Consider the following 26514-nt stretch of genomic DNA (forward strand, 5'->3'; position numbering starts at 1 on the left):
CGCACCATCGTAGTGCCTGGAGAACGCTCCGGAAATTGTCCAGACAATCTGACCCAGCGTGGGCGAATGATGCTTCCATGAGCAGGGGTCAGAGCGAGGAACGTGCCATATTCACCGCAGCTGGACATCCCTTCATAACGACTTAGTGAACGGCGTGGATCAACTGAGGAGTTCGTGTACGCTCCAAAAGCGCACGGCATTTCCACACGCAGCTCTCAGGAATGTCGTAGCCGAACCGACGAGCTCTTGCAGCAAATCTGGGCAATGACTGCCCGGAACGGCGGTTCGCTCGCAGTCAAGGACTTAAGGAGGAGTTCAATGACAACATCCACGAAGCGACGTGCCGCAACATCGGTTGCCGCACTCGCAGTCGCCGGTCTCGCCCTGACCGCCTGTTCCGGTGGCCCGGGCGTGCAGGACAGCTCGGGCGGCCCAAGCGACAACAAGGTCACGATCTACGGCACGATCGTCGACGCCGAAGCCGAGCTCCTCGAGGAATCGTGGGCCGGCTGGGCGGAAGAGAACGGCATCGAGATCGTCTACGAAGGCTCCAAGGAGTTCGAGACGCAGATCTCCGTTCGAGCCCAGGGCGGTACCCCGCCGGACATCGCAATCTTCCCGCAGCCCGGCCTCATGGGCGACCTCGCCAGTGGCGGCCTGCTCACGGAGGCACCGGAAGGCGTCGTCAGCAACCTCGAGCAGTACTGGTCGGAAGACTGGAAGACGTACTCCTCGTACGACGGCACGGTCTACGGGGCGCCACTCATGGCGAACCTCAAGGGCTTCGTCTGGTACTCGCCGAAGTTCTTCAAGGACAACGGATACGAAGTGCCGAAGACCTGGGAAGAGCTCATCACGCTCACCGGCGAGATCCAGGCCAAGACCGGAACCGCGCCCTGGTGCGCCGGCTTCGGCTCAGACGCCGCAACCGGCTGGCCGGGCACCGACTGGATCGAAGACCTGGTCATCCGCCAGCAGGGACCAGAGGTCTACGACCAGTGGGTCGCGAACGAGATTCCCTTCACCGACCCGCGCATCCAGGCCGCGTTCGATGAAGCAGGCAAGATCCTCACGAACCCCGACTACGTCAACGCAGGCTTCGGCGACGTGCGCTCCATCAACTCGACCGCCTTCGGCGACCCAGCCGCGAAGCTCGTCGACGGCACGTGCGCGCTGCACCACCAGGCTTCCTTCTACGACGGCTTCATCACCGAAGCGGGCGGCACGGTCGGTGAAGACGGCGACGTCTGGGCCTTCATGACCCCGCCCGTCGAGGGCAAGGAACTCGCCGTCACGGGCGGCGGCGAGATCGTGGGATCGTTCAACGCGGACGAGGACACGGTCAAGGTCCAGGAGTACCTCTCCAGCCCTGAGTGGGCGAACAGCCGCGTCTCCCTCGGAGGCGTGATCAGCGCGAACACCGGTCTCGACCCGGCAAGCGCGTCCAGCCCCATCCTGCAGGAGTCCATCGCGATCCTCCAGGACCCGGCGACAACCTTCCGCTTCGACGGATCTGACCTCATGCCCTCGGCAGTGGGAGCAGGAACGTTCTGGAAGGGCATCATCGACTGGATCAACGGCACGGACGTCAACACCGTGACCACCCAGATCGAATCAGGCTGGCCCTCCAGCTAAGCACCGTGTTGTGGAGCACTCGGCCTCGCGCCGGGTGCTCCACACGCATTCCACCGCACGGACGACGACGTCCCCCGCGCACGTGCTTGTCTGCCACCCTGGAAGGTCACAATGGCAAGTTTCTTCACGTGGCTGGCCCAACTGCCGCCACTCCTGCAAGTCCCGATCGTCATCATCGCGTTCCTCGCGGTGGTTGCGCTCATCGTCTACTTCGTCGAGCTCGCCCCTCGACCCGGCAAGAAATACACGATCCTGCGGCTCGTCGTCTGCATCGCAGTCCCAGTCGCACTCGTGTTCATCCTCGGCACCTACACCTGGGCGGCGATCGTCGCCATCCTGCTCGGTGCGCTGCTCTTCTGGTTCGACCAGCGGTCGCGTGAAGGCGCCGGCTACCTGATCGGCCTCATCGGCTTCCTCGCACCTGCGCTGATCCTGGTGATCATCGGACTCATCGTCCCGAGCATCCAGACCACCGGCCAGGCGTTCACGAACAAGTCCGGCGACTTCGTCGGCCTCGAGAACTTCATCTGGATCTTCACGCAGCCAAGCGGAATCCGGACCGTCCTCAACACGATCATCTGGGTCGTCGTGACGCCGATCCTGTCGACGGTCGCGGGCCTCGCCTACGCCGTGTTCATCGACAAGTCGCGTGGTGAGAAGTTCCTGAAGGCGCTCGTCTTCATGCCCATGGCGATCTCGTTCGTGGGCGCGTCCATCATCTTCCGGTTCATGTACACGGCACGACCAGCCGATCAGGACCAGATCGGCCTCCTCAACCAGATCATCGTCTGGTTCGGCGGGCAGCCATACGACTTCCTCGCCGAGTCGCCACTGAACACGTTCTTCCTCATCATCGTGCTCATCTGGGTGCAGACCGGTTTCGCCATGGTCGTGCTCTCGGCCGCCATCAAGGGCGTTCCGATGGACCAGATCGAAGCCGCGTCCCTCGACGGCGCAAACCCGTGGCAGCGGTTCATCAATGTCACGGTTCCCGGTATCCGCTCCTCGCTCGTCGTCGTCGTCACGACGATCTCCATCGCCTCGCTCAAGGTCTTCGACATCGTTCGCACGATGACCGCAGGCGCGAACGACACGAGCGTCATCGCGAACGAGATGTACACGCAGTTCAAGACCTTCGAGACCGGACGGTCGGCCGCCTTCGCGGTCGTGCTGTTCATCCTCGTGCTGCCGATCATCATCTACAACGCGAACCAGATGAAGAAGCAGAGGGAGATCCGATGAGCGCCATCGTTCCAGTCGAACTGCCCGTCGACACGAAGACGGCGGAACAGCTCGCACGAGGCGAGAAGAGCACAAGCGGCAAGGTGAAGAAGAACCTCACCAGCCGCTGGGCCACCATCGCGGCGATCACGATCGCCGTGGTGTGGACCATCCCGACCTTCGGGCTCTTCGTCTCCTCGTTCCGACCCAAGGCGGAGGTCGTCAGCACCGGCTGGTGGACGATCTTCCAGAACTGGGGCCTGACCTTCGACAACTACGTCGAAGTGCTCGCCTCCGGCAATACGCAGCTCACGATGGCGCAGGCGTTCCTGAACTCCATCGTCATCGCGCTCCCCGCGACGGTCATCCCGCTCGCGATCGCGTTGCTCGCCGCGTACGCGTTCGCGTGGATGGACTTCAAGGGCAAGAACTGGCTGTTCATCCTCGTCTTCGCCCTCCAGGTCGTGCCGATCCAGATGGCACTCGTGCCGCTGCTGCAGCTCTTCGCCCGCGGTGAGATCTTCGGTGTCCCCGTGATCGCCGCGTTCGGAGCAGATGCTGGCTTCGCACAGGTGTGGATCGCTCACTCGATCTTCGCCATGCCGCTCGCCATCTTCCTGCTGCACAACTTCATCTCGGAGATCCCGCGTGAGGTCATCGAGGCAGCTCGCGTCGACGGTGCGAGCCACGGCCAGATCTTCTTCCGCATCATCGTGCCGCTGACGCTGCCCGCCGTGGCCTCGTTCGGCATCTTCCAGTTCCTGTGGGTCTGGAACGATCTGCTGGTCGCGCTCGTCTTCGCGGACGGTGCGGTGGCCCCCATGACGAAGCTGCTTGCCGAGATCACGGGTTCGCGTGGTCAGGAATGGCCGCTGCTCACGGCTGGTGCGTTCCTCTCCATCCTCGTGCCCCTCATCGTGTTCTTCTCGCTGCAGCGCTACTTCGTCCGCGGCCTGCTGGCAGGATCCACGAAGGGCTAGTCCCGTCGGCGCCCTCGGGCGCTCGCATCGCACGACTGAGGGGGAGCCAGCTGGCTCCCCCTCAGTCGTGCGCTGACGCAGCAGTTCGTGGTGCCCGCTCCCTCGCTCCCCTCCCCCATACCGACGCACCTCCTCGGTCGCACAGCAGAACGCCCTCCCCAGATCTGTGATCTGGGGAGGGCGTTCGCCGCTCTGGAGAAGCGTGCTAGTTGGCGGCTCCGCTCGCGAGAGCGTCGTTCGCCTCCTGCAGGCGGATGGCCTCCGTGAGGGCACCGCTGATGCGCTGCTCCGTCTCCGGGTCGAAGATGTGGATGTGGTCGTTGTCCGTGGTGACGTAGATCGTCTCGCCCACCTCAGGGTGGCTGCGGCCGTCGACGCGAGCGACGATGTCCGTGCGCGTTCCGTCGATGATCGAGTGGCCGTAGAGGTAGCCCTCAGCGCCCAGCTCCTCGACGAGGTCGACCTCGACCTTGAGGCCCGGCTTCTCCTCGCGCGAGATGATGATGTCGTCGGGGCGGACTCCGACCGTGGCGGTACCGGACTTGAGCTTTGCCAGCGTGGCGCGCTCGAGCGGGATGACGTCGGTTCCGAAGCGCACGCCCTCTGAGGTGAGGTCGGCACCGAAGATGTTCATCGACGGGCTGCCGATGAAGCCGGCGACGAAGACGTTCTTCGGCTTCGCGTAGAGCTCGCGCGGCGTTCCGACCTGCTGGAGAACCCCGTCCTTGAGGACCGCGATGCGGTCACCCATTGTGAGGGCCTCGGTCTGGTCGTGCGTGACGTAGACCGTGGTGACGCCGAGGCGGCGGGTGAGGCTCGCGATCTGCGTACGCGTCTGCACACGGAGCTTCGCGTCGAGGTTGGAGAGCGGCTCATCCATGAGGAAGACCTGGGGGCTGCGCACGATGGCGCGACCCATGGCGACACGCTGACGCTGACCACCGGAGAGCGCCTTCGGCTTGCGGTCGAGGTACGGCTCGAGGTCGAGGATCTTGGCGGCCTCGAGGACACGCTTGGCGCGCTCTTCCTTGTTGATGCCAGCGATCTTGAGCGCGAAGCCCATGTTCTCGCCGACCGTCATGTGCGGGTAGAGCGCGTAGCTCTGGAACACCATGGCGATATCGCGGTCCTTGGGCGGGAGGTGCGTGACGTCGCGGTCGCCGATCAGGATGCGGCCGTGGTTCACCTCTTCGAGCCCTGCCAGCATGCGCAGCGATGTCGACTTGCCGCAGCCGGATGGTCCGACGAGGACGAGGAACTCTCCGTCGTCGATCTCGAGATCCAGGCTGTCGACCGCGGGACGAGCGCCCTCGGTGTAGACGCGCGATGCGCTTTCAAAGGTCACAGTTGCCATAGGAGTACTCCCTCATTACCGGCAGGTACGTGCCGGACGATCCGTAGTAATAGGTGAGGAGCAACGATGCGTTTCACTTCAAGCGACGCCGTCGGCGCTCCGCCACTGAGTATGTCAGAACTCAGCGGCGTGCGCTCGACTTTCTCAGATCAGAGCGCGGACTTCTCCGTGCGGACCAGGACGGCGCCAGAGTCCGGGCAAATCACGACGTCATCCGGCGCGGCGCGGCGGATCTTCTCGAGCTCGGGCCGGTCGAGAGCCACGTTGGTTCCGGTCGTGATGTTGCCGATGAGCTCGGCCGCGCCGACGCCGTAGCGCTCACGCTGCTTCTCGTACAGCGCGACGAGGTCAGCCGGCAGGCTCGCGAGGACGCTCGCCCGCTGCTCGGAGAGGACACGGTACTCGCCCTTGAGGTTGTCGCGAGCGGCGTCGCGCAGCACCGTGAGCTCCCGCGCGCGGTCTTCGACGCTTCGCTGCGATTCGAGCGCGCCCTCGTGCGCCGCGGTCTGCTCCTCCACGCGCTGCATGACCACGAGCTCGCCGTCCTCGAGGATCGTGCGGCGCCGCTGGAGCACCTCGATCTCGCGCTGCAGCGCCTCGATGTCCTTCCGGCTCGACGCACCCTGCAGCCGGTCGTTGTCGCGCTTCAGACGCGCCTCGACGGTCTCCACATCCGACTCGATCTTCTTGAGTTCGCTGCGCGAGTCCTCGAGCTGCCCGAGCAGCTGCACGACCTCAGCGCGGTGCTTCGTCCGCTCCTCGTCGAGGGCGTTCAGGTGGTGCTGCTCTGGCAGGTTCTTCGCGACGTGCTGCACACGGCGGCGCTTGGTGTCGACCTCGGCCAGGTCGAGCAGACGGCGCTGGTCTGCTTCGCTGGCCTTCATGCCTGGCCCCGGTTCATGTCTTGGTTGTCGTTCATAGTTCCCTCATTCTGTCGTGAAGTCGTGTGTCGCCCGCGCAGGGCGCGCACGTGGCCCGCCGCGCACTACTGGCACTACTGGGGGATGGCGAACTCCCACGGGTCGGTGCGGAGCTCGGATACCTCGACGTCGAGTAGCGGGAACTCCGCGCGCAGCTCGCGAGCAGCATGGTCGAGCCACAGCCACTCGCTCGCCCAGTGCGAGGTGTCGATGAGTGCGGGCCCCCGACCGCGTGCGAGTGTCTGCTCGAGCGACTCCGAGGCCGGGTGATGGCGAAGATCGCTCGTGATGTAGACGTCGGCCCCGATGACCTTCGGGTCCTCGAGCAGCGAGTCGCCGGCTCCGCCGCACAGCGCGACGGTCTCGACGAGGCGGTCGAAGGAGCCCGCTGCTCGGATCCCCGTCGCGGTTGCCGGCAATATGCCTGCGAGAGCCCGCGCGAGCGCCCCGAGCGTCATGGGCTGCGGAAGAACGCCGACGCGCCCGAGGCCGCGGTCGGGGTTGTCTGCGGACGGCACGATCGGCGTGACCTGCTCGAGCCGGAGCGCAGCGGCGAGTGCCCCCGAGGTGCCGGTCTCCACGACGTCGGCGTTCGTGTGCGCTGCGAGAAGCGCGCAGTCCGCGCGGATGAGCTGCGCGAGGAGCGAGCCCTTCGCGCTCGACTCCGCCACGGTCGTGACGCCGCGCAGAAGCAGCGGATGATGCACGAGCAGGAGGTCGGCGGATGTGTCGACGGCTTCACTCACGGTCAGCTGAGCGGCATCGACTGCGAGGAGGATGCGGCCCACCTCAGCGTCGAGCGCGCCGGAGACGAGACCGACCGAGTCCCAGGACTCCGCTCCTGACGAGGGCCAGTTCCGCTCTCCGAAAATGAGCACGTCGCGCAGTCGGGTCACCATGGGGCGATTCTACCGGCGGTGCTGCCGTCCGGTGCCGCACTTTCCGCGTAGTGTTAGCACTCCGAAGCTCCCTCCCCCGGAGCCCTTCTCCCAGAGTTTCCCCCAGGAGACCTCTTGTCAGAGCAACAGCGTCGTGCTGTCCCAAATCCCGCAAAGCGTCCTACGATTCGCGACGTGGCGGCGGTTGCCGGCGTGTCCAAGTCGCTCGTCTCGCTCGTGTACAGCGATCCGGGGAAGGTCAGCGAGGCGCGGAAGAGCCGTGTGCTCGCAGCCGCCGAAGAGCTGGGGTTCCGACCGAATCTGCTCGCGAGGTCGCTGGCGACCAACATGAGCGACTTCATCGGGATTCTCGTGGCAGACCCGATCAACCCCGTGTTCGCGGAGATCATCGACGCGGCGAGCCTGGAGTTCGACCGGGCCGGTCGGCGCGGGCTGATGACAACCGCCGTGCTGCCAGAGTCGGGGACCGTGCGCCAGCTCGACGAGGGCACGATCGCGACGCTCAGCGATCTGCGGCCGAGGAGCGTCCTCATCGCCGGCTCCCTTCCTGATGCCGCCTCGCTCGGTGCTCTCGCGGAGGATCGTCCCGTCGTCGTGGCATCCGGCCTTGCCGAAGGGCTGCCGAACGCGGGCTGCGTGCGAACCGACGACCGCAAGGGCCTCGCGCTCCTGGTCGAGCACCTGACCTCCCTCGGCCACCGCGACATCGCGCATCTCGGAGGGCTTGCCGCCGCCGGCCGCAGCCGGGCGGAAGCCTACGAGGAAGCGATGAGGGCGCACGGACTCGCCGGACACGTGCAGGTCCAGGAGAGCGACTTCACCGAGCTCGGAGGCTACGTCGCGGCGACGAGCCTGCTGTCCCGTGCGACCCAGCCGACCGCGATCATCGCACCAAACGACCTTGCCGCCCTCGGCGTACAACGTGCGCTCGAGGAGCGCGGCCTGACGACGGACGACGTGGCGCTCACAGGCTACGACAACTCGTTCCTCGCATCCATCGCCGGTGTCTCGCTCACCTCCGTCGACCCGCACAACGGGGTCATCGGACGAGAGGCGGCGAGGTGGCTCATCGAGGCCGAGGCGGGCAGCGAATCGCTGCCGCAGGAACTGCTCGTCGAACCGCGGCTCGTCGTCCGCCGTTCTTCGGGCAAGGGCGTCTGAGCTCAGCTCTCGTCTGCCGGTGAGAAGCGAACTCCCCACGAACTGCTCCAGACCCGCGCGACGTCGAGCTCGATGAGGTCGACGCCCGAATTGAGGGCGTCCGGTGGTGATGTCATCGGCTCTGCGGCGAACGCAAGACCAGTGCCTCCGTGGTGCTCTTCGGGGCGGGGGAAGTCGGCGGGCGTGTAGAGCTGGAGGTGCCGGAAGTCGGCGTCGCCCCAGAGCTCGAGGCGGGCCCCGGCCGCGGACTCGACGGTCAGCAGCGTGCGGTCACCGGAAGGGCGGACGCGGAAGGCGTAGTTGAGGTCGAGATCGCCCACCCTGCGACCCGCACGAAGGTCGAACGTTCCTCCCGACACGACGGGCTCGGTTCCGACCGGGAGCAGTCGATCATCGAGCAGCACGCGCTCGACGAGGTCGGCGCTGACGACGAGATCGGCGATCGGCTCCTCTCCGATGCGGAAATACGGGTGAGCACCGACCGCGAAGAGCGCCTTCTGCGTGCCGAGATTGGCGACCGTGTGCGTGACGACGAGACCGTCGTCGACGGCCTCGTACCGCACCGTGTGGCGGAGCGTGAAGGGCCAGCCGTGCTGCGGGAACACCGTCGCGGAGAGTTCGAGGCCCGAGCCTGTCTCTCCGACGACCGCGTACTCCGTGTTGCGCAGGAGACCGTGCGAGGCGTTGCCCTTGCTTGGCTCCGTGATGTCGAGCTGCTGCGTCCTCCCGTCGTGCGCCCATCGGCCATCCCTGACCCTGTTCGGCCAGGGGAACAGCGTCAGGCCAGCGCCGAAGGGTGGGAGCACATCGTCGCCGAAGTCCTCGACGAGCTGCACGCCGCCGACCTCGAGGGAACGGAGCACCGCAGCGACCCGGCCGACCTTGACGCGGACTCGTCCGCTCACAACCTCGTGCTGGGGACCGGTGACTGGTGGATGCATGCGTCCACCGTAGCGGGACGCGCCGACGGCTCAGTCGCGGCGTGCCCAATCGCGCATCACGGCGCGTGCAGCGTGCAGACCCGGCATGCCGTGGACCCCGCCCCCGGGCGGCGTCGACGACGAGCACACGTAGAGTCCCCGTCGTCCGGCGCGGTAGGGATGCAGCGAGGGCGCCGGCCGGAACAGCTGCTGCGTGCCCGCCATCGAGCCGCCGCCGATGTCACCGCCGACCAGGTTCGGGTTCCACGCTTCGAGCGCGCTCGGCGACCACTCTCGACGTTCGAGGACCACGTCTGCGAAGCCGGGCGCGAAGCGTTCGATCTGTGCTTCGAGAGCTGGGCGCACGTCGAGCGCTGTGCCGTTCGGGACGTGCGCGTACGACCAGAGGACCTGCCTGCCATCGTGTGTCCTGCTCGCGTCCGCAGCGGATTGCTGCGTGACCATGACAAACGGCTTCTCCGGCATGCGCCCGCAGTTGATGTCGCGTTCGGCCTCGATGATCTGCCGGAACTCCCCGCCGACGTGCACGGTGCCGGCGGACGCGACCCGCGCGTCCTCCCACGGCACGGGCCCGTCGAGCAGGTAGTCGATCTTGTGCACGCCAGCCCCGTACTTCCATCGTGCGAGGTGAGCGGCGTAGCGCGACTCCAGCTGCTCCGGGGCGATGCGGAGGATCTGCTTCGGCGTGAGGTCGAGGAGGACGGCGTCAGCCCGCGGGAGGTCGCGGAGGTCGGTGACCTCTGCGTTGGTCTCGATGCGGCCGCCGTTGGCGAGCAGCACCCTGGCGAGCGCATCCGTGATGCTCGCCGAGCCGCCCTTCGCCACGGGCCACCCGGTGCTGTGGCCGAGGGCGCCGAAGGCGATGCCGAACGCCGATGTCAGCGGTCGGGTGAGCGGCAGCGTCGCGTGCGCCGAGGAGCCGGCGAGGAGTGCCTTGGCCGCGCCGCTTCGGAAGACGAGGTTCGCGAGCGTCGCCGCCGGCAGGGCCCCCAAGACCCCGAGTCGCACCATGTCGACGGGATGCGGGGGAATTCGCAGGAGCGGACCCATCGCGTTCTCCACCGTCTCGAAGGGATGGTGCGAGAAGTGCTCGTGCAGGCGTCGCCAGTTGGGGCCGTCGACACCGAGCTCCTGGACCGTGCGTTCGATGTCCCTGTGCAGCATCGCCGCGCGGCCGCCTGGCAGCGGGTGCGCCATCGGGATCTCGGGCTGCACCCATTCGAGCCCGTTCTGCTCGAGCTCAAGCTCGCGAAACGCCGGGCTCGCGACGCCGAAGGGATGCGCCGCAGCCCCGAGGTCGCTCACGAAACCGGGCCCGAACAGCTCGGCGGACCTCGCCGCTCCTCCGATCTGGGGGTCCCGCTCGTACACGGTGACCTCGACGCCGCGCCTCGCAAGGAGCGCTGCAGCTGTGAGTCCGTTCGGACCCGCCCCGACGACAACCGCTCGGCGGCTCACCGCCCTGCGCCCGCCCGTGGGTCCTGCTCGAGGAATCGTTCCTCGACGGAGTCGCGGCTGATGCTCTGGATGAGCTCGATCTGGGTGTGCGCACGGGCTTCGAGTTCCTGCAAGCCGGAGAGCACGAGTCGCGGGTCCCGGGGCTGCACTGCGATGAGCGCCTCCCACATGGAGAGCTTGGCGCGCACCATGCCGGTGAGGGTGTCGAGTTCGAGCTGCGTGCTCGGGCGCTGCCTGAGGCGCAGGATGTTCACCGGGTTGAATGTGCCGGCCACGCGCGCCGCGTTCGTGAGCCAGAGCTTCAGGAACGACTCGCGGTAGCCGAGCTGATCGATGAGCGACGCCAGGTCGCGGCGGTCGGCCGCGATGTGGGCGATGAGCAACCGCATCGTCTGCTCGTGCGGCGATCCGGCCCACGTCGCCTTGGCTGACTTGAATGCGCGCAGCCCCGCCTCCGAGGCCAGGAGGTGCGCGTTGAGATACCCCGCGTAGACGTCGTGGTCGAATCCTCGTGCCGTTGTCATGCCCTGCTCCTCTCGCTTGCCGTATCCCGATTGTCTCGTGGCTCGAGATTCGGGGCGCACAGGTCTTCCAGGTAGCCAGCGAAGCCGCCCGGCGTGCGTCCGCGTTGCCGTCCCGATGTCAGGACGGGTGAGCTAGCCGTCGAATGCACGGTGAAGCCGCACGCGCTGACCGCGGCGGCGAGGCCGGTGTCCTCGTGTTCCCGGATCGGAGGGAACCCACCGGCGGCGAGGTAGGCCGAGGCCCGGACGCCGAGGTTGGCACCGTGGATGTGCGGGTGCCCTTCGACGCTCGAGTAGTCCCGACGCCACCTGGCCTCGATGTGCGGAGCATCTGCCTGGGGTTCGACGTTCACCGTCCCCAGCAAGAGGTCGATGCCTGCGTCGGCGAACTCGAGGTGTGTGAGCAGCCAGCCCCGCGGCACGGCGGAGTCGGCATCGGTGGAGGCGATCCACGTCGAGGTCGGGTCGACGGCTGTCGGGTCGCCCCCGGAGCTGAGGCTGAGAGCGGCCCTCACCCCCGCACGTCTGGCTTCGCCGACAGAGCCGTGCAGGCCCTCGATCACGCGGATGCGCTCGTCCCGCTCGGAGGCTCGGGCCGCTATCCGCGCGCTCGCGTCGCGGCAGCTGTCGAGGACGAGGACAAGCTGCACCCGAACACCTGCGCTCGCGCAGCGGATCGAGTCCATCGCCACCGTCAACGCGGCGAGGCACTCGGCCAGCGTCTCCGCTTCGTCGCGGGCGGGCACCACGATCCGCAGATCGCGGATGGGGGTGCTCGAGCTCCCCGCACCGGTCGCCGGACCGCTCACCGGACTCGTCACCGTCATCCGGCCGCGCTCGCAGACTGCCCCGCACCAGAGGCTGCGGCCGAGGCGAAGCAGGAACCGCCACTCGGCGGCATCCCGTTCTCGTAGATGTCGATGAGGGTCTCGTCCTGCACGTAGGAGGCGAGGCTGCGCATGCCGAGTTGCGCTGCGAGGGCGTGCACTCGGTCGCCGTCGAGCGGCCAGCCGTCGATCGGACCACGCCAGTGGCAGAGGACGAGCACGCCGGTCGGCGAGAGGGCTCGGCGGGAGTTGGCGAGGAGCTCGCAGAGCTCGTCCTCCGCCAGGTAGTAGCCGGTCTCGGAGACGATGACGAGATCGAGCTGACCGGGTCCGAGACCGAGTCTGTCCCAGTCGTGCGGCAGGGTTGCCTTGGCCAGATCGACGCCCGTGAGATCGGCGAGTCTCGCCGCGGCGAGGCCGAGGGCGGTGGCACTCGCGTCGACGGCGAGCAGGTGATCGCACCGTTCAGCGAGCGCTGCGGTGCTCTCGCCGATGGAGCAGCCGATCTCGAGGGCGCGCCGGTACGTCTCGCCGGGCAGCATCCCGACCATGAGGGCGAGCTTGCGCCGCTCGTACCAGCTGGACCGAAGGTCCCAAGGGTCGTCCGCGTCTGCATGGACGCCATCGAACGTGTGACTCGCCGAGCCGGCGTCGCGCGTCGCGCTCGCCGTCACCCGGAAGACCTCGAAGCTCCTCGAGAAGTGCTCGACCTGGCTGGCCCCGAGCACCGTCTCATCGCCGATCTCGTCGGAGAGCGCGTGCAGCTGCGAGGCATGCGCGTCGAGGGCGGCCGCCTTGGCGTCGGTCTCACGCGGTGAGAGCGGGAGCCGCATCCAGTGACGCCACTCGCTGTCGCGCGCGGGGTGTGCCCAGTGCCAGAACCAGATCGGGAACTCGAGGAGCAGCGCGCCGGACTCGGCGGCGGCCCGCGCGAGCGCGGCACCGACGGTGTCGTGGTCCGTGTGTCCGTCTCTCCGGTAGGGCGCGGCGATGACGACACGCTGTGCCGGCGAATCCCGGACCATCTTCGCTGCGGCGTCTGCGATGAGGTCGGTGGACTGCGAGAGCTGGCCGTCGCCGAGGCCGAGCTCGACCGACTCGATGGAGCCCGACTGGCCGCCGGTGGCCTCGGACCCCGCTGACGGACTCGTGCGAAGCCGTCTGAGTGCCTCGTGGAACTCTGCTCGTCGCAGCTCGGCGAGCGCCGGGGGCTCGACGCTCGGCGAAGCTGGGTGCGAGGCCTCGCCCCAGGTGCACAGCAGGACGCGCACGGCGGCTCCGGCCGCGAGTGCCCTGCGGATGAGGCCGGCGGGGCCGAGGCACTCGTCGTCGGGGTGCGCGGCTCCGACGATGAGCAGCGTCTCCGGGCCGAGGGCATCTTTCAGCGCGAGGGTCGGAAGGTGCTCGATACCGGCTTCCAGCCAGGCTGCCTCTGGTGTCCCCGTGTCCAGATGTGTGAACTCCACCGATGCGGCGCCGATCACGAGTCGTCCCCCGAGATCGATGGGGCTTCGGAGGAGCGGTGCAGCGCGGCCGCGAGCTGCTGCCCGTGCGCTGCGTCGTCGCGGGCTCCGTGATGCTGGCTGAGGTACATGGTGAGGTCGGCGACACGTCGTGCGTGCGTGGCGTCGAAGGCGAGGGGGCCAGGCCCCATGGCTTCTCCGCAGAGTGCCAGCAGGCGCCAGCAGGCGGAGGCGGTGTTCCCGCGCACCCGTTGGGCAAGAGCCCAGTCGGCGCTTCCCGCGTCGATGCGGTCGGCGGCGTCGTCGAGCTGGACCTGGACGCCGTGCAGCAGACGATCTGCCTCACCGAGCCAGGCGAGACCGAGCTGGTCCGGTTCCCTGCCGCCCACAGCGCGTTCGAGCGCACGCCCGAGGGCCACCGCTCCCCCGAACCACACGGCGGCAACGGCGATCCCACCCCAAGCGAACCCCGGACGCGAGGTGTACCAGTCGGCGGCATCCCCCACGGCTCTCGCAGTCGCCGAGTGGAGATCGACCGGCCCGCTCGGCACTCCACGGAGGCCGGTCAAGGGTGCCCCGCCGCCGCGCGGCACCACCGCCGCCTGCCGGAGGTCGACCACGAACATCCACTCCCCCATCGAATCCGACGCGGTGACGAGGGCGCGATCGAGTTTCGCTGCGAGCGAGCACCATCGCTTGGTGCCGGTCAGCTCAGCGTCTGCACCCTCGGCCACGCTGTGCGAGTCTGCCCCCGGAAGCCAGCGGACAGCCACCGGCGACGCAGAAGCGAAGACACCCCAGGCTTCACCGCGTCCGACTTCCGCCCCCGTCTGCGCGAGGATCGCGGCGGCGTCGAAGTGCGGCTCGACGACACGGGCGGCGGTGAGATCGATCGCGGCGATGCTCGACAGCAGATGCAGCAGCGAGCGAGTGCGGCCGCGTCCAGGCACTGGGACAGGAGGGAGCTCGCGCAGGGCGCCGAGCATCTGCGGGGCGTCCCCTGCGCACTCCTCGGCGGCTTCGAGGAGCCGGGCGCTGCCGTCCCAGAAGTCGGCGTCGACCCCGATCCTGCCCATGAACTCGAGCACCCTGTTCTCCCTCCAGCCATACCCAACGGCGGGATGCTGCACTCCCCGGTCCACAGCACGCTACGCACGCCGACCGTGAGGTCACAGGAGGGTTGACACCAGGCGAGCGACCCGTTAACCACGCGCGCTCACGAGTAGCGGCAGGCGCTCAGGCACGCGGAGGAAACTCCCACGGAGCGGACCGAGCCTTCCCGTAGCGTCGTGACCCTCATGACGCAGACTCCCCCCGGATTCCCCCTTCGCGACTACGCCGCCATCGGCGACGGGCGCACCATCGCCCTCGTCACACCCGACGGACGCGTCGACTGGCTGCCGCTGCCCAACCTCGACTCGCTCCCCGTCTTCGCGCGCCTCCTCGACGACAAGACCGGCGGGTACGTCGAGCTGACCCCCGCGGGCAACTTCACGTCCACGAGGCGCTACATCGAGCAGACCAACGTGCTCGAGACCACCTACACGAGCGAGAGCGGTGTGGCACGCGTCACCGACGCCATGGTCACGGGCGTCGCCGGGCGCCTGCCCTGGGCCGAGCTCGCCCGACGAATCGACGGCATCGAAGGCAGCGTCGAGTTCACCTGGCGCGTCGTACCCGGCACGATGCTCGGCACCAGATCCCCGTGGCTCGACCGCGTCGGTCAGCACACCATCATCCGCTGCGGCGAGCTCTCCCTCGCCGTCGTCGGCAGCGAGCACGGCCCCGAGAGCGCCGACCCGCGCGGCGGCGCGGAGGAGGTCGAGCTCCGCGGCAGGTTCACGACCGCCCTCGACTCGCGGCACCTACTCGTCCTGACCGCCACCGAGGGTGAGCCCCTCCGCGTTCCCGAGCCGGAGAACGTCGACAAGGGCATCGACCGAACCATCGAGAGCTGGCTGAGCTGGTCCGAGGAGTTCTCCTATGAAGGCCCATGGTCCAAGCAGGTGCAGCGCAGCGCGCTGGCGCTGAAGCTCCTCATCTACAGTCCCACGGGTGCTATCGCCGCGGCGGGGACGTCGTCGCTGCCCGAGAACCCGGCAGGCGGCAAGAACTGGGACTACCGGTTCGCCTGGATCCGCGACCTCGCCTACACCGCGCACGCCCTCGTCTGGTTCGGACTCCGAGAGGAGACGCACGCGGCCATCTCCTGGCTGCTGCGCACCATCCGCGAGCAGGGCCCGGACATCTACGTCATGTACTCGCTCAACGGCGAGACGTGCGCGGGCGTCGAGAAGTACGACGTCCCCGGGTGGCGCGGCAACGGCCCCGTCGTGACGGGAAACCCCGCGCAAGGGCAGCTGCAGCTCGGCATCTACGGCGACCTCATCGCCATCAGCCGCACCTACGTCGAAGACGGCAACCTCCTCGACGTCGAAACCGCACGACTCCTCGCCAAGGTGGCCGACAAGGCCTGCGACGACTGGCGCAAGCGAGACGCAGGAATGTGGGAACTCGGCGAAGAACAGCACTACACCTCCTCCAAGATGGGGTGCTGGCAAGCGCTCAACGACGCGATCGCGCTCGCGGAGGGCGCGCACATCGAAGGAGACGTCGACCGCTGGCGAGCGGAACGGGAGCGCATCCGAGCGTGGACGCTGGAGCACTGCTGGTCCGAGGAGCTCGCCAGCTACGTCATGCATCCCGGCTCGGATCGCCTCGACGCCTCCGTGCTGCTCCACGCGCCGAGCGGCTTCGATCGCGGTGAGCGCATGTCGTCCACCATCGACGCACTGAGCAGGGAACTCGGCCACGGCGCTCTCCTCTACCGGTACTCGGGAGTCGCCAGCGAAGAGCACACCTTCGTCGCCTGCGCCTTCTGGCGGGTCTCGGCGCTCGCCTGCGTCGGCCGTTCCTCGGAGGCGATCGCGGCAATGGACGAGCTCGTCGAGCAGACCAACGACGTCGGGCTGCTCGCCGAGATGATCGCCACAGGCGACGGTGCCTTCTGGGGCAACCTCCCGCAGGGACTCAGCCACCTCGCGCTCATCAACGCCGCCCTCCTGATCAGACAGCTCGCACCGGAAGAAGCCACAGATGACCAGTGAACCGACCGTCTTCCGCGAGCTGCGCTCGGTGCTCGTCGAGAGCATCTGGTGGGATGCTCGCACCTCCGAACTCGCCTGGGTCGACATCACGATGGGCACCTTCCATCGGGCGAGGCTCGACGGGGCTCGCGACGGCAGCGACGACCGAGTCTCCGCTCTCCCCGCCCCGGTCAGCGCCGTGCAGCCAGCCGCCGGGGGTGGCTTCGTGGCGTCGCTCCAGGACCGCATCGTCGTGCTCGGGCCGGACGGTGAGCTGCAGAAGACCATCGCCTCCGTCGTCCACTCCCACGGTGGCATCCGCTTCAACGAGGGCAAGGTCGACCCGTTCGGCCGCTTCGTCGTCGGGTCGATGAACACCACGTCGCCCGCGGCGGATGGAGCCCTGTACACCTTCGACGCCGACGGCACCGTCCGCCTGCTCCTCGGTGGGTTCCACACGACGAACGGCCTCGAATGGAGCGACTCCGGCGACACGATCTTCGTGACCGACACGTCGACGCAGACCGTCTACCGGGCGAGCTACGGCCCTGGCCCCGACGACCTCGGCGAGCTGGAGCCGTTCATCCACGGGCGCAACTCGGACGGGCTGGCCAAGGACGTCGACGGCTCGTTCTGGAACGGCATCTACGGGGCTGGACGCGTGGCGCACTGGGACGCCAGCGCGTCGCCGTTGGGTGACCTCACCCTTCCGGCGCCGAACGTCACGTCGGTCGCCTTCGGCGGCGACGGGCTCTCGACGCTGTTCGTCGGAACGGCGCGAGAGAACCTCACCGAGAGCGACCTGGTCGACGCACCCCTCAGCGGCTCGATCTTCGCCATCGAGGGCGTCGGTCACGGTCGCCCCGCCAACGTCTTCGGGGCATCCGCGGGCCCGCAGTGACCCCCTCATTCTTTTCTTCCCCACGCACGTCACTTCTCGAACCAAGACTGGAGACACGCACATGGATCTCGGCATTACCGGCAAGAAGGCACTCATCACCGGAGGGGACTCCGGCATCGGCTGGGAGACCGCCAGGCAGCTGCTCGACGAGGGCGCGATCGTCGTCCTGAGCGACAAGGACCCGGACGCACTCGCGGAGGCGGCCGCCAAGCTCGAGGCGCCGGACGGCAGGCTGTTCGCGCACGCGGCCGACATCACCCGACTCGATGAGCTCGCCGAACTGCACGGCTTCGTGCAGGAGCACGTGGGCGACATCGACATCCTCGTGCAGTCCGCGGGGATCACCGGGGCGCAGGGGCTATTCCACGAGATCGACGACGAGGGATGGACGAAGACCGTCGAGATCGACCTGCTCGGTCCCGTCCGGCTCGTCCGGCAGTTCCTCCCCTCGCTCCGCAAGGGCGGTTGGGGCAGGATCGTGTTCCTCGCCTCTGAGGATGCGGTGCAGCCCTACGACGACGAGCTTCCCTACTGCGCGGCGAAGGCCGGCATCCTCGCGCTCTCCAAAGGACTCTCGCGCAGCTACGCGTCGGAGGGACTGCTCGTGAACGCGGTCTCCCCGGCCTTCATCTCGACGCCGATGACCGACGCGATGATGGAGAAGCGCGCCAAGGAGCTCGGCACGGACGTCGACGAGGCGATCGAGTCGTTCCTCGACGAGGAGCGACCGTACATGGAGCTGGGCCGCCGCGGCGAGCCGAGCGAGGTCGCCTCCGTCATCACCTTCCTCTGCTCAGACCGGGCCTCGTTCGTGAACGGCTCGAACTACCGGGTTGACTCGGGCTCGGTCGCGACGATCTAGCCGCCGCTCGGCGCCCGCACACCACGACAGACACCACGTACAGGAGACGAACATGGCAAATCAGTACACCTTCACCGACCCCACCAAGCTCTACAGCGAGATCTCGCCGAACTCCGACGACCAGACCGAGCCGGGCCTCGACTCGAAGCTCCGCGACACGGCGGACCTTGGTGAGAGCACCTACGAGGGATCCGGGCGCCTCAAGGGGCGTCGCGCACTCGTGACCGGCGGTGACTCCGGCATCGGCGCCGCCACGGTCATCGCGTTCGCCCGCGAAGGCGCCGACGTAGCGCTCGCCTACCTGCCCGAGGAGCAGGAGGACGCCGACCGGATCACCGCCATCGCCCAGGACGCGGGCGTCAACGTGGTGCAGCTCCCCGGCGACCTGACCGACGACAAGTACGTGAAGGGCCTCGCGGATGCGGCGGTCGCGAAGCTCGGCGGACTCGACATCCTCGTCAACAACGCGGGCAAGCAGATCTTCAACGAAGACCTCACGACGCTCACGAGCGAGCAGTTCGACGAGACGTTCAAGGTCAACGTCTACGCGATGTTCGAGATCTCCAAGGCCGCGATCCCCCACCTCCCGCCGGGTTCGACGATCATCAACACGACGTCCATCCAGGCCTACTCGCCCGCGGCCATCCTCGTCGACTACGCGTCGACGAAGGCGACCATCAACGCCTTCACGAAGGCGCTCGCCCAGCAGCTCGCGCCCAAGGGCATCCGCGTGAACGCCGTCGCCCCCGGACCGATCTGGACGCCCCTGCAGGTCACAGACGGGCAGCCGCCGGAGAAGGTCGAGGAGTTCGGCGAGGACACGCCGCTCGGCCGCATGGGTCAGCCGGCTGAGCTTGCACCCGCGTACGTCTTCCTCGCGTCGCCCGAGTCGAGCTATGTGCTCGGCGAGACACTGAACGTGAACGGCGGCATGCCGACACCGTAGGGCTCCCCTGTCCCACGGAAGCGGACGCCCGGGCCTCAGGCTCGGGCGTCCGCGCCCGTTTCCGGGGTCGCCTCCGGACCAGCCGTCGTCGGGCAGGTGATGGTCACGGTCGTTCCGGTCTCGTCCGTCTCGAAGCGGATGCGGGCGTGCACCAGCGCTGCGCGCTGACGCATGGATGCAACCCCGAACGTGGTCGCCGCGAGCTGCTCGAGGGGCGCTGCGGCGCCGGTGCCGTCATCGGTGACCGTGAGCACCAGCGTGGAGGGCCGCCAGAGCACAACCACGTCGATGCGGCTCGCCCCTGCATGCCGCCGGGCGTTCCGGATCGCCTCGACGGCGATCGCGTGGAGCTCTTCGGCGGCTGGTGCCGATACCGCTCCCCTCGTCCCGATCTCCGTGACCTCGACGGGAGCCGCGCCCGCCAGCTCGTGCGCGGCGTAGTCCATGAGGGCATCCGGGAAGCCTGCGGCGGCGGGACGCTCCAGATCCCAGGCCATCGCCTCCACGAGGGCAGCGTCATCGCCGGCAAGCGAGGGCAGCACGGTCTCGCGAAGCTGGCGAGCCAGCCTGAGCTCGGCCACTCGCTGGACGCCGGAGAGCTGGGTGCGCAGCGTCTCGGCGTAGGCGAGCGCACCAGGGACGAACCTGCCGAAGACGCTCGCGTGCAGGACGAGCGCGACGGTCACGGTCGGCACAGGAAGGCGACCCGCGAAGACGGGGAGCGCGGTCTCGAACAGGAGGTTCGCCGAGACGAGGGGCTGCGCTGGGTGCAATCCCTGCGACAGGAGGACATCGGCGGTCGCCTGCATGAGGCCCAGATCCATTGCGGCGGGCGCTTGCAGGTGCCCGTAGTCGCGGAGACCGGCCAACCTGGTCCACGCCTCTGTGAGGATGCCGACGACGTGGGCTCGGAACACCGGATCAAGCTGCCCATCCTCGACGGCGGCGTCGCCACGCTCGAGGAGCAGCGTCGTCGCGGCCTCGAGGACCTCATCGATGGCATCGGCCAACCCGGCTTCGGGCGAGTCGGGGGCTGCTTGGTCGCGAAGGAGGGAGTCGTCGGTCACGGTCCCGATCGTAGATGGGCCGGTCGCAGTCACGTGTCAGCCGCGCGGCCCTAGGCTGACGCAGGTGACGAGCACTCCGAAGACGACGACCGCGAGGGCGCCTGCCCCTGTCGCTGCGCTGCGGATCGCCGTCGGGCTCGGCATCATCGGGCTGCTCGGGTTCACCTACGCGGGCAGAATCGAGGTCGGCGACGACAACCCGTTCGACCTCTTCGGCTACTTCACAAATCAGACGAGCCTGTTCACGAGTCTGCTCCTCATCGCCGCTGGCGTCCTCGCTGTCCGCGGGCGCACGGCACCAAATTGGCTCTCCCTGCTGCGTGCGATCGCCACGAGCTGCATGATCATCGTCGGGGTGATCTACAACACCCTCGTCCCCGGAACTGGCTCCGCTCCTCCCTGGGTGAGCGCCATCCTGCACGTGGTCTTCCCCGCCTACGTGGTCCTCGACTGGCTGCTCGTCGGAGATCGCCGCCCACTCCCGTGGCGTGGGCTCTGGCTCGTGCTCCCCTACCCGCTCCTGTGGATGCTCGTCGTGCTGCTGCGAGGCGCGACTGACGGGTGGGTTCCATACGGCTTCCTGCTGCCGGAGCGCGGCATTGCTCTCCTGGCGCTCCACGTCGTGGGCCTCCTCGTCGCCCTCATCGCGGCCGCGTCGCTCGTCTGGTGGGCCTCGCGATTCCGCGGCCTGCTCGGAGCGACAGTTCAGCAGCGAGTCGCCTCCACGATCCGCCCTCGGCTCTGAACTGCGGGCATCCCCTCGCTGACGTCACCCGTTCGTCGAGGCCCCGTACGGTCGCACGAGCACGGTGGGCGAGCGGAAGACCGCGGTCGGTCAGAGCAGCCGAGCCACGGCGTCGACCATGGTCTGGCCGAGACCCACGAGGCGCGTCCCGAACTGGATGCACTGCTCGAGGGTGCGCAGAGCGACGTCGGGGACGAACAGCCACAGGATTCCGAACGTGGCGGCGAGCGTGACGGCGGTGACAACCAGCAGGAAGCCGGCCGCCGCGAGGCGGGGATAGCGGAGCGATGAGGTCACGGTCGTCGGCTGCGTCCACCAGGGAGTCGCGCGGCGCGCGCTCGGCGAACGCTTCGCACGCGTCGCAGTCCGCGCGGAGGAGTTCTGCCGGCGGGGCGGCTGGCTCCGCTTCGCTGTCGTCGAGCCGACGCGCGGCGGGCGGGCATTCCCGCGACCTGCCCGCGTGGTCGTTCGGACGCGCTTCGCGCCGCTCGCTCCGGGGCTGCGACGCTTGTTCGACGACGGGCGGGCCACAGGCGCTCCTCCGTGTTGGGGAGCCATCAATCTATCCCCTCTGATCGGCCCGGACGGCTACGTTCAGGTCACGGTTCCCCGGTCGCGCAGGTGGCCCTGTCGTCGTCGTGCTGAGGCCCGGCGTGCACGGCTCTGCCAGTCCAGACCTGACCTGAGCCGCCACATGGGCAAGCGTTGCTCCCTTCCCAGATTGAGTTGTGCACAACTCACTTGTGTGCAATGCTTTATCCATGCCGGTAACCGACGAGATGATCTGCTTCTCCCTCTACGCCGCAAGCCGCGCCACGACGCAGGCCTACCGCAAGCTGCTCGAGCCAGTTGGCATCACGTATCCGCAGTACCTCGTGCTCGTGATCCTCTGGAACGACGGCGAGCAATCGGTGAGCTCCCTCGGGGAGCTCCTGCAGCTCGACTCCGGCACCCTCTCACCGCTCCTGAAGCGCATGGCGGATGCAGGACTCATCACCCGCGAACGACGTCGAGGTGACGAACGAGTCGTCGTGGTCGCACTCGCCGAGCGCGGCACCGCATTGCGCGGACAGCTCTCGCACATCCCGGCCCGCATCGCCGCGGGGACCGGCCTCGACAGCCAGGAATCGGCGGCGGCGCTCCTGCGCACGCTGCAGCACCTGACTGAGACCATGCAAACCACCGCCGCACAGGCGGAATCACAAGGAAAGAAGGACTAGCTGTGGACGTGCTCTACACCGCGGAAGCGCTCTCGACCGGCCAGGGACGAGACGGTCGCGTCGTCACGAGCGACGGCACCGTCGACCTCACGATGGCCATCCCCAAGGAGATGGGCGGGCCAGGCGGCGGCGCGAACCCCGAGCAGCTCTTCGCCGCGGGATACGCGGCCTGCTTCCACTCGGCGCTGCACGCCGTCGCCAGAGGCAAGAAGGTCGACGTTCGAGACTCAAGCGTTGGTGGCCGCGTGCACATCGGGCCGAACGGCGAAGGCGGATTCCAGCTCGCCGTGCTGCTGGAAGTCGTGATCCCGAACCTGGGACATGACGAAGCACAGGCACTCGCCGACGCCGCCCACCAGGTCTGCCCCTACTCGAACGCCACCCGCGGCAACATCGACGTCACGATCACAGTCTCGGAGGACTGAACATGCGCACCATCACCCACTCCACTTTCGGAGAACCCCAGGACGTCCTGACCGTCGAGGATCACGAGCTTCCGCAGCCCGGCCCCGGCGAGGTGCGCCTGCGCATCCTGCTCTCCCCCATCCACAACCACGACCTCTGGACCGTGCGTGGAACCTACGGCTTCAAGCCGGAGCTGCCGGCGCGGGCCGGAACCGAGGCCGTCGGCATCGTCGACGCGCTCGGCGCCGAGGTCGATTCGCTGGCTGTCGGTCAGCGGGTCGCCACTGGCGGGTCGTTCGGCGCTTGGGCCGAGTACGTGACCACCCCGGCTGCAGGCCTCGTCCCCGTGCCGGATTCCGTCCCGGACGAAGCGGCCGCGCAGCTCGTCGCGATGCCCTTCAGCGCCATCAGCCTGCTCGAGTCGCTTGGCCTCGAGCGCGGCGACTGGCTTGTGCAGAACGCCGCGAATGGCGCGGTCGGCCGCATGATCGCGCAGCTCGGAGCCGCGCGAGGCGTGAACGTCGTCGGCCTCGTGCGCCGCGATGAGGGCGTCGAGGAGCTGCGCGAGCAGGGCATCGAGCGCATCGTCGCGACCAGCTCCGAGGGCTGGCGGGACCGGGTCGCCGAGATCACGGGCGGCGCACCCATCAAGGTCGGCATCGAGTCGGTGGGCGGCAAGTCCGCCGGCGAGGTGCTCTCGCTCCTCGCCGAGAACGGCGAGCTCGTCGTCTTCGGCGCCATGGCGTCCCCCACGCTCGAGCTGTCCTCCGGTGACGTCATCTTCAAGCAGGCCACGGTGCGCGGATTCTGGGGCAGCAAGGTCAGCCAGTCCATCGACGCCGGCCTCAAGCAGCGCCTGTTCGGGGAGCTGCTCCAGCACCTCGGATCTGGTCAGCTGACGGTTCCTGTAGCCGAGGTGTTCCCATTCGAGCAGATCACGGATGCGGTCGAGGCGAGCCTCACCTCCGGCCGTGTCGGCAAGGTGCTGCTCCGCCCGTAGCTCCCGCCGAGCCCCTGCCCCGTCCCACGAAGTGTGGGGCGGGGCTCTCGTCGTCCGGACGCAGCTTCACTCTCCGGACTCATTCAAACGACGCAGGCATGCTTGAGCCATGTCGAAACTCTCACAGCTCCTCGCACCGAAGCTCCCGCCGGGGATGAGCATCCCGGAGCCCCTCGAACGGGCCTGGACGTGGATGGAGGCTCAGGGGTGGGGGTTCGAGAACAAGCACGGCTACTTCCTGACTCCGTACGCCGGAACGGCAGAGCTCGGCATCACCTTCTCACCCACCGAGACGCTCACCGGCTGGTTCGAGCCAGGAGAGAACGGACACGACCGACTGTTCCCCCTCGGCCAGACCGACGGAACCGGAGGCTTCGCGGCGCTCTGGCGAGACCCTTCCGACGAGGTGCGCGTGGTCGTCCTCGGCTCCGAGGGCGAGCGACTCTTCGTCGCTGACGACGCCGTCGACTTCCTCCGCCTCCTGGCCATCGGCTACCTGGAGCTGAACAGCTACTCCATCGGCGAAGCACCCATCGACGAAGACGCCGAATCGGTGGCTGCCCTCGCAGAGTTCCGCGCCTGGGTCGAGCAGGAGTTCGATGTCTCCGTGCCACCGGAGTGGTCGGTCCGCGAGCCGGACCCCTTCGACGCCTGGGTCGGTGAGGTCAAGGGCGAGGAGCTGGAAGTCCCGGCCGGGGGTCCCGCACCGGAGCCGGACACCACCCCGTTCGTCCTGCCGTCCGTGGACATCGGTGCGGTCGTCTCGGCCTGCAGGAAGCTGCTCCACGAACCGCGTATCGACGGCGTCCGCTTCCGTCGACTCGATGGACTGCGGCTGACGACCGCAGCCTGGGGGCACGAGCTGGAGATCATCACGGGGCGGGAGCCAACCGGGCTCGACGAAGAGACGACCCTCGCCAGCCTGATGAGTGACGTGCGGTCCGCGTTCATCGCGGCATGGGGCGCCCCGCGGGCTGAAGCGCCAGCGAAGGACTCCTGGGTGGCAAACAAGCTGGTGGTGACGTCGATCGAGCACGTCGACCTCTGGCCAGTGGGCGACGACCTGTTCGTGGCGTTGTTCACAAGCGCAACAGAGGGCATGCAGATCGCCGCGGTCGTCTCGGCGTCCGCGGTCGACGAGCCCGCGAACTACTGACGCCCGATGTCCGAGCTCACCTACGCGGAGGTCGGCGCAACCGCCGAGAAGAGGCTGCCGAGCGGCTACCACCACGTCCGCGAGTCGCTCGTCATCGGGCACGGGCGCGGCACGTTCGAGCGGGCAGCCGCCGAGCTGCTCGAAGGACAGGCGCAGCGCCGAGCAGGAGCCGAGGTTCAGCTCTCCGATGTCCCGCTTCGCGAGGGCACGCGCGTGGTCATGCGGTTGCGCATCGGGCCGCTACGGTTCCGAATCCCCTGCCTCGTCGTCTGGGCCGAGCGCACCTCGACCTCCTGTGGCTTCGCATATGGGACGCTGCCCGGGCATCCGGAACGAGGTGAGGAACGGTTCGAGGTCCGCTTGACCGAAACGGATGAGGTCGTGTTCAGCATCGTCGCGTTCTCGGCTCCGGGTCGCTGGTTCACGCGCATCGGCGGTCCGATCGCCCGGCGCGTGCAAACGGGGATGACTCGGCGGTACCTCGAGGCACTGAGGAGTCGCCCGTGACAGCATGGGGAGATGTCACGCACTCCGAAGGCGCTCACCCTCGCTGGCGCTGCACTCCTGCTCGGAGCGACCTCCGCGTGCTCAGCCGCAGCATCCACCTACGCGGACCTCGACGAGGCACCGCCAGCTGACAAGGTTGTACCCGCCGACCTCCCCGAGTATGCCCTGGATGAGTTCGACGCCGACACCGTTCGATGGGTCGGAGACTACGCCGGTACCGACCTCTGGTTGAGCGCTGGTTCCGACGACCTCGCGGTCTGCCTGCTCGCCTACGCGAACGCTGACGACTGGGTCGGCGGATGCGCTGGGCCCGGCGGCACGATGACGACAGGTACCGGAGGCGGACCCACGTTCTTCGTCGTCCCGGACGGGCACGATGCGCCGAGCCACGCGACCCAGGTCTCGAACAACGTCTACGCGGTCGGAGGCTGAGACGAGAAACGCGCATCTTGCCACCTGACGAAGCCCGGACTCCTGCGAGAACGGCTGGTCTCTCCGGTCGCGGCGTCAGCGGCCCTCACTGATCCTGCGGAATCCCCAAGCGCTCCCTCACCTCCGGAAGGTGCCACGGAGTGCTCGCGATCTCGTCACGCAGCGTCTTCCGCGGTCTCCCCTTGCGGTTGACGAGCACCTCAAGGTCGATCGTCGTCGACTCGGTGATCGCGTCGATGACAGCGCCTACCCCGGCAAGCGACGCCATCCCCGAGTCGATCATGACGAGCAGTGGCGGCCCCTGGCGTTTCGACACCGCATTCGGGTCGGCACCGCCCGCGATGAGTCGGCCGACGAGCACCGCTTCCCTGTCGAGGTCGTGCTCTCGGTTCGAGAAGAGCAGGTGCAAGGCGTTGAGCCCCGACCCGAGCGTGACCGCGGCATCCGCGCCGTCGTCGAGGAGCCGTTCCGCGATGCCGACACGGGCGAGCAGATCGGCATTCAGCATCGCTCGAAGGAGCGGAGTGTCGCCAGTAGACAACGCGAACTTCGCCTCGACGGGGGTGTAATCCGCGAGGAAGTCGGCGAGCGATTCCTCCTCTGCGCGGTGTGCTCGATTCGGCATGATCTTCTCCTGAGCGGTCGCTGCCCATACAGGTCCGTGCCACCCTAACGAAGGCCGGACGGCAAGGACTGAGGGTGAGCCGACGATTCTTGGGCGCAAGCAGACCCCTCGCCATGATGCTCCATCTTCTCTAGGCTCAGAGCATGCGCCGAAGTCCAGAAGCGAGTTCTCGACGAAGC

General features: G+C 68.0%; 27 protein-coding genes. 15 read left to right on the forward strand and 12 right to left on the reverse strand.

All coding sequences use genetic code 11. The features are described 5' to 3' along the window. The first annotated feature begins 318 nt into the window (after positions 1 to 318). The 3 genes from C5E06_RS10440 to C5E06_RS10450 all read left to right on the forward strand — a co-directional run bounded on the left by C5E06_RS10440 (position 319) and on the right by C5E06_RS10450 (position 3836). Positions 319 to 1635: an ABC transporter substrate-binding protein gene (locus C5E06_RS10440; protein WP_104241369.1), complete on the forward strand. Its 1317-nt coding sequence runs from the start codon at positions 319 to 321 to the stop codon at positions 1633 to 1635. Between the two features lie 111 nt (positions 1636 to 1746). Further along, a complete protein-coding gene (locus tag C5E06_RS10445) occupies positions 1747 to 2877 on the forward strand; it encodes a carbohydrate ABC transporter permease (protein WP_104241370.1) in 1131 nt (376 codons plus the stop codon). Beyond that, complete coding sequence (locus C5E06_RS10450) at positions 2874 to 3836, forward strand: carbohydrate ABC transporter permease (protein WP_104241371.1); 963 nt, start codon at positions 2874 to 2876, stop codon at positions 3834 to 3836. Before C5E06_RS10445 ends, C5E06_RS10450 begins: the two co-directional genes overlap by 4 nt. Positions 3837 to 4041: 205 nt before the next feature. On the opposite strand, the gene C5E06_RS10455 is transcribed toward C5E06_RS10450, so the two are convergent. From C5E06_RS10455 to C5E06_RS10465, 3 genes are all read right to left on the reverse strand, one after another. Further along, on the reverse strand, positions 4042 to 5190 hold the full coding sequence (locus tag C5E06_RS10455; protein WP_104241372.1) for an ABC transporter ATP-binding protein: 1149 nt from the start codon (positions 5188 to 5190) through the stop codon (positions 4042 to 4044). Positions 5191 to 5339: 149 nt separating this feature from the next. Then, entirely contained in the window at positions 5340 to 6074 is a 735-nt protein-coding gene (locus C5E06_RS10460) for a zinc ribbon domain-containing protein (RefSeq protein ID WP_104241373.1), read from the reverse strand. 110 nt (positions 6075 to 6184) lie between these two features. Beyond that, the gene (locus tag C5E06_RS10465; protein ID WP_104306835.1) at positions 6185 to 7009 is read right to left on the reverse strand and encodes a Nif3-like dinuclear metal center hexameric protein; all 825 of its coding nucleotides are present in this window, start codon (positions 7007 to 7009) and stop codon (positions 6185 to 6187) included. A 174-nt stretch (positions 7010 to 7183) separates the two neighbouring features. Here C5E06_RS10465 and C5E06_RS10470 point away from each other — a divergent pair, with 174 nt between their 5' ends. Continuing rightward, on the forward strand, positions 7184 to 8170 hold the full coding sequence (locus C5E06_RS10470; protein WP_181062947.1) for a LacI family DNA-binding transcriptional regulator: 987 nt from the start codon (positions 7184 to 7186) through the stop codon (positions 8168 to 8170). A gap of 2 nt (positions 8171 to 8172) precedes the next feature. On the opposite strand, the gene C5E06_RS10475 is transcribed toward C5E06_RS10470, so the two are convergent. Genes C5E06_RS10475 through C5E06_RS10500 form a run of 6 tightly spaced genes read right to left on the reverse strand, consistent with a single transcriptional unit; the run spans position 8173 to position 14471 of the window. Continuing rightward, complete coding sequence (locus C5E06_RS10475) at positions 8173 to 9111, reverse strand: aldose epimerase (RefSeq protein WP_104306837.1); 939 nt, start codon at positions 9109 to 9111, stop codon at positions 8173 to 8175. A gap of 30 nt (positions 9112 to 9141) precedes the next feature. Beyond that, entirely contained in the window at positions 9142 to 10569 is a 1428-nt protein-coding gene (locus C5E06_RS10480) for an NAD(P)/FAD-dependent oxidoreductase (RefSeq protein ID WP_104241377.1), read from the reverse strand. Continuing rightward, positions 10566 to 11093, reverse strand: a complete 528-nt coding sequence (locus C5E06_RS10485) for a hypothetical protein (RefSeq protein WP_104241378.1) — start codon at positions 11091 to 11093, stop codon at positions 10566 to 10568. Before C5E06_RS10485 ends, C5E06_RS10480 begins: the two co-directional genes overlap by 4 nt. Next, positions 11090 to 11902, reverse strand: coding sequence for a glycosyltransferase family 2 protein (locus C5E06_RS10490; RefSeq protein ID WP_219820200.1), 813 nt, complete (start codon positions 11900 to 11902; stop codon positions 11090 to 11092). Before C5E06_RS10490 ends, C5E06_RS10485 begins: the two co-directional genes overlap by 4 nt. Positions 11903 to 11916: 14 nt before the next feature. After that, on the reverse strand, positions 11917 to 13404 hold the full coding sequence (locus tag C5E06_RS10495; protein WP_104306838.1) for a bifunctional PIG-L family deacetylase/class I SAM-dependent methyltransferase: 1488 nt from the start codon (positions 13402 to 13404) through the stop codon (positions 11917 to 11919). Beyond that, the gene (locus tag C5E06_RS10500) at positions 13401 to 14471 is read right to left on the reverse strand and encodes an acyl-CoA dehydrogenase family protein (RefSeq protein ID WP_104306839.1); all 1071 of its coding nucleotides are present in this window, start codon (positions 14469 to 14471) and stop codon (positions 13401 to 13403) included. Before C5E06_RS10500 ends, C5E06_RS10495 begins: the two co-directional genes overlap by 4 nt. Before the next feature lie 210 nt (positions 14472 to 14681). On the opposite strand from C5E06_RS10500, the gene C5E06_RS10505 reads away from it, so the two are divergent. The 4 genes from C5E06_RS10505 (at position 14682) to C5E06_RS10520 (ending at position 19178) form a co-directional block, all read left to right on the forward strand. Beyond that, positions 14682 to 16490 carry a glycoside hydrolase family 15 protein gene (locus C5E06_RS10505; RefSeq protein ID WP_104307272.1) on the forward strand — a complete coding sequence of 603 codons (1809 nt, stop codon included), beginning with the start codon at positions 14682 to 14684 and terminating at the stop codon, positions 16488 to 16490. Further along, the gene (locus C5E06_RS10510; RefSeq protein WP_104306840.1) at positions 16480 to 17370 is read left to right on the forward strand and encodes an SMP-30/gluconolactonase/LRE family protein; all 891 of its coding nucleotides are present in this window, start codon (positions 16480 to 16482) and stop codon (positions 17368 to 17370) included. The genes C5E06_RS10505 and C5E06_RS10510 overlap by 11 nt, the downstream gene beginning before the upstream one ends. Positions 17371 to 17431: 61 nt before the next feature. Next, positions 17432 to 18232 carry an SDR family NAD(P)-dependent oxidoreductase gene (locus tag C5E06_RS10515; protein ID WP_104306841.1) on the forward strand — a complete coding sequence of 267 codons (801 nt, stop codon included), beginning with the start codon at positions 17432 to 17434 and terminating at the stop codon, positions 18230 to 18232. 52 nt (positions 18233 to 18284) lie between these two features. Then, positions 18285 to 19178: an SDR family oxidoreductase gene (locus C5E06_RS10520; protein WP_104306842.1), complete on the forward strand. Its 894-nt coding sequence runs from the start codon at positions 18285 to 18287 to the stop codon at positions 19176 to 19178. Between the two features lie 35 nt (positions 19179 to 19213). On the opposite strand, the gene C5E06_RS10525 is transcribed toward C5E06_RS10520, so the two are convergent. Then, the gene (locus C5E06_RS10525; protein ID WP_104306843.1) at positions 19214 to 20245 is read right to left on the reverse strand and encodes a sensor histidine kinase; all 1032 of its coding nucleotides are present in this window, start codon (positions 20243 to 20245) and stop codon (positions 19214 to 19216) included. Between the two features lie 64 nt (positions 20246 to 20309). Here C5E06_RS10525 and C5E06_RS10530 point away from each other — a divergent pair, with 64 nt between their 5' ends. Continuing rightward, entirely contained in the window at positions 20310 to 20990 is a 681-nt protein-coding gene (locus C5E06_RS10530) for a Pr6Pr family membrane protein (protein WP_104306844.1), read from the forward strand. A gap of 90 nt (positions 20991 to 21080) precedes the next feature. Here C5E06_RS10530 and C5E06_RS19000 read toward each other — a convergent pair whose 3' ends face one another. Continuing rightward, the gene (locus tag C5E06_RS19000) at positions 21081 to 21287 is read right to left on the reverse strand and encodes a hypothetical protein (RefSeq protein WP_146081002.1); all 207 of its coding nucleotides are present in this window, start codon (positions 21285 to 21287) and stop codon (positions 21081 to 21083) included. 464 nt (positions 21288 to 21751) lie between these two features. On the opposite strand from C5E06_RS19000, the gene C5E06_RS10540 reads away from it, so the two are divergent. From C5E06_RS10540 to C5E06_RS10565, 6 genes are all read left to right on the forward strand, one after another. Beyond that, a complete protein-coding gene (locus C5E06_RS10540; RefSeq protein ID WP_181059309.1) occupies positions 21752 to 22210 on the forward strand; it encodes a MarR family winged helix-turn-helix transcriptional regulator in 459 nt (152 codons plus the stop codon). A gap of 2 nt (positions 22211 to 22212) precedes the next feature. Beyond that, the gene (locus C5E06_RS10545) at positions 22213 to 22635 is read left to right on the forward strand and encodes an organic hydroperoxide resistance protein (RefSeq protein WP_104241389.1); all 423 of its coding nucleotides are present in this window, start codon (positions 22213 to 22215) and stop codon (positions 22633 to 22635) included. Between the two features lie 2 nt (positions 22636 to 22637). Next, positions 22638 to 23615, forward strand: a complete 978-nt coding sequence (locus tag C5E06_RS10550; RefSeq protein ID WP_104306846.1) for a zinc-binding dehydrogenase — start codon at positions 22638 to 22640, stop codon at positions 23613 to 23615. Between the two features lie 109 nt (positions 23616 to 23724). Further along, entirely contained in the window at positions 23725 to 24771 is a 1047-nt protein-coding gene (locus tag C5E06_RS19310; RefSeq protein ID WP_181062949.1) for a hypothetical protein, read from the forward strand. Positions 24772 to 24777: 6 nt separating this feature from the next. Next, entirely contained in the window at positions 24778 to 25278 is a 501-nt protein-coding gene (locus C5E06_RS10560; protein ID WP_104306847.1) for a DUF1990 family protein, read from the forward strand. Between the two features lie 12 nt (positions 25279 to 25290). Next, positions 25291 to 25710, forward strand: coding sequence for a hypothetical protein (locus C5E06_RS10565; protein ID WP_104241392.1), 420 nt, complete (start codon positions 25291 to 25293; stop codon positions 25708 to 25710). A gap of 85 nt (positions 25711 to 25795) precedes the next feature. Here C5E06_RS10565 and C5E06_RS10570 read toward each other — a convergent pair whose 3' ends face one another. After that, complete coding sequence (locus C5E06_RS10570; protein WP_104306848.1) at positions 25796 to 26335, reverse strand: hypothetical protein; 540 nt, start codon at positions 26333 to 26335, stop codon at positions 25796 to 25798. Positions 26336 to 26514 lie beyond the last annotated feature (179 nt).

Source organism: Pseudoclavibacter sp. RFBI5, from assembly GCF_002931395.1.
GTDB lineage: Bacteria > Actinomycetota > Actinomycetes > Actinomycetales > Microbacteriaceae > Pseudoclavibacter.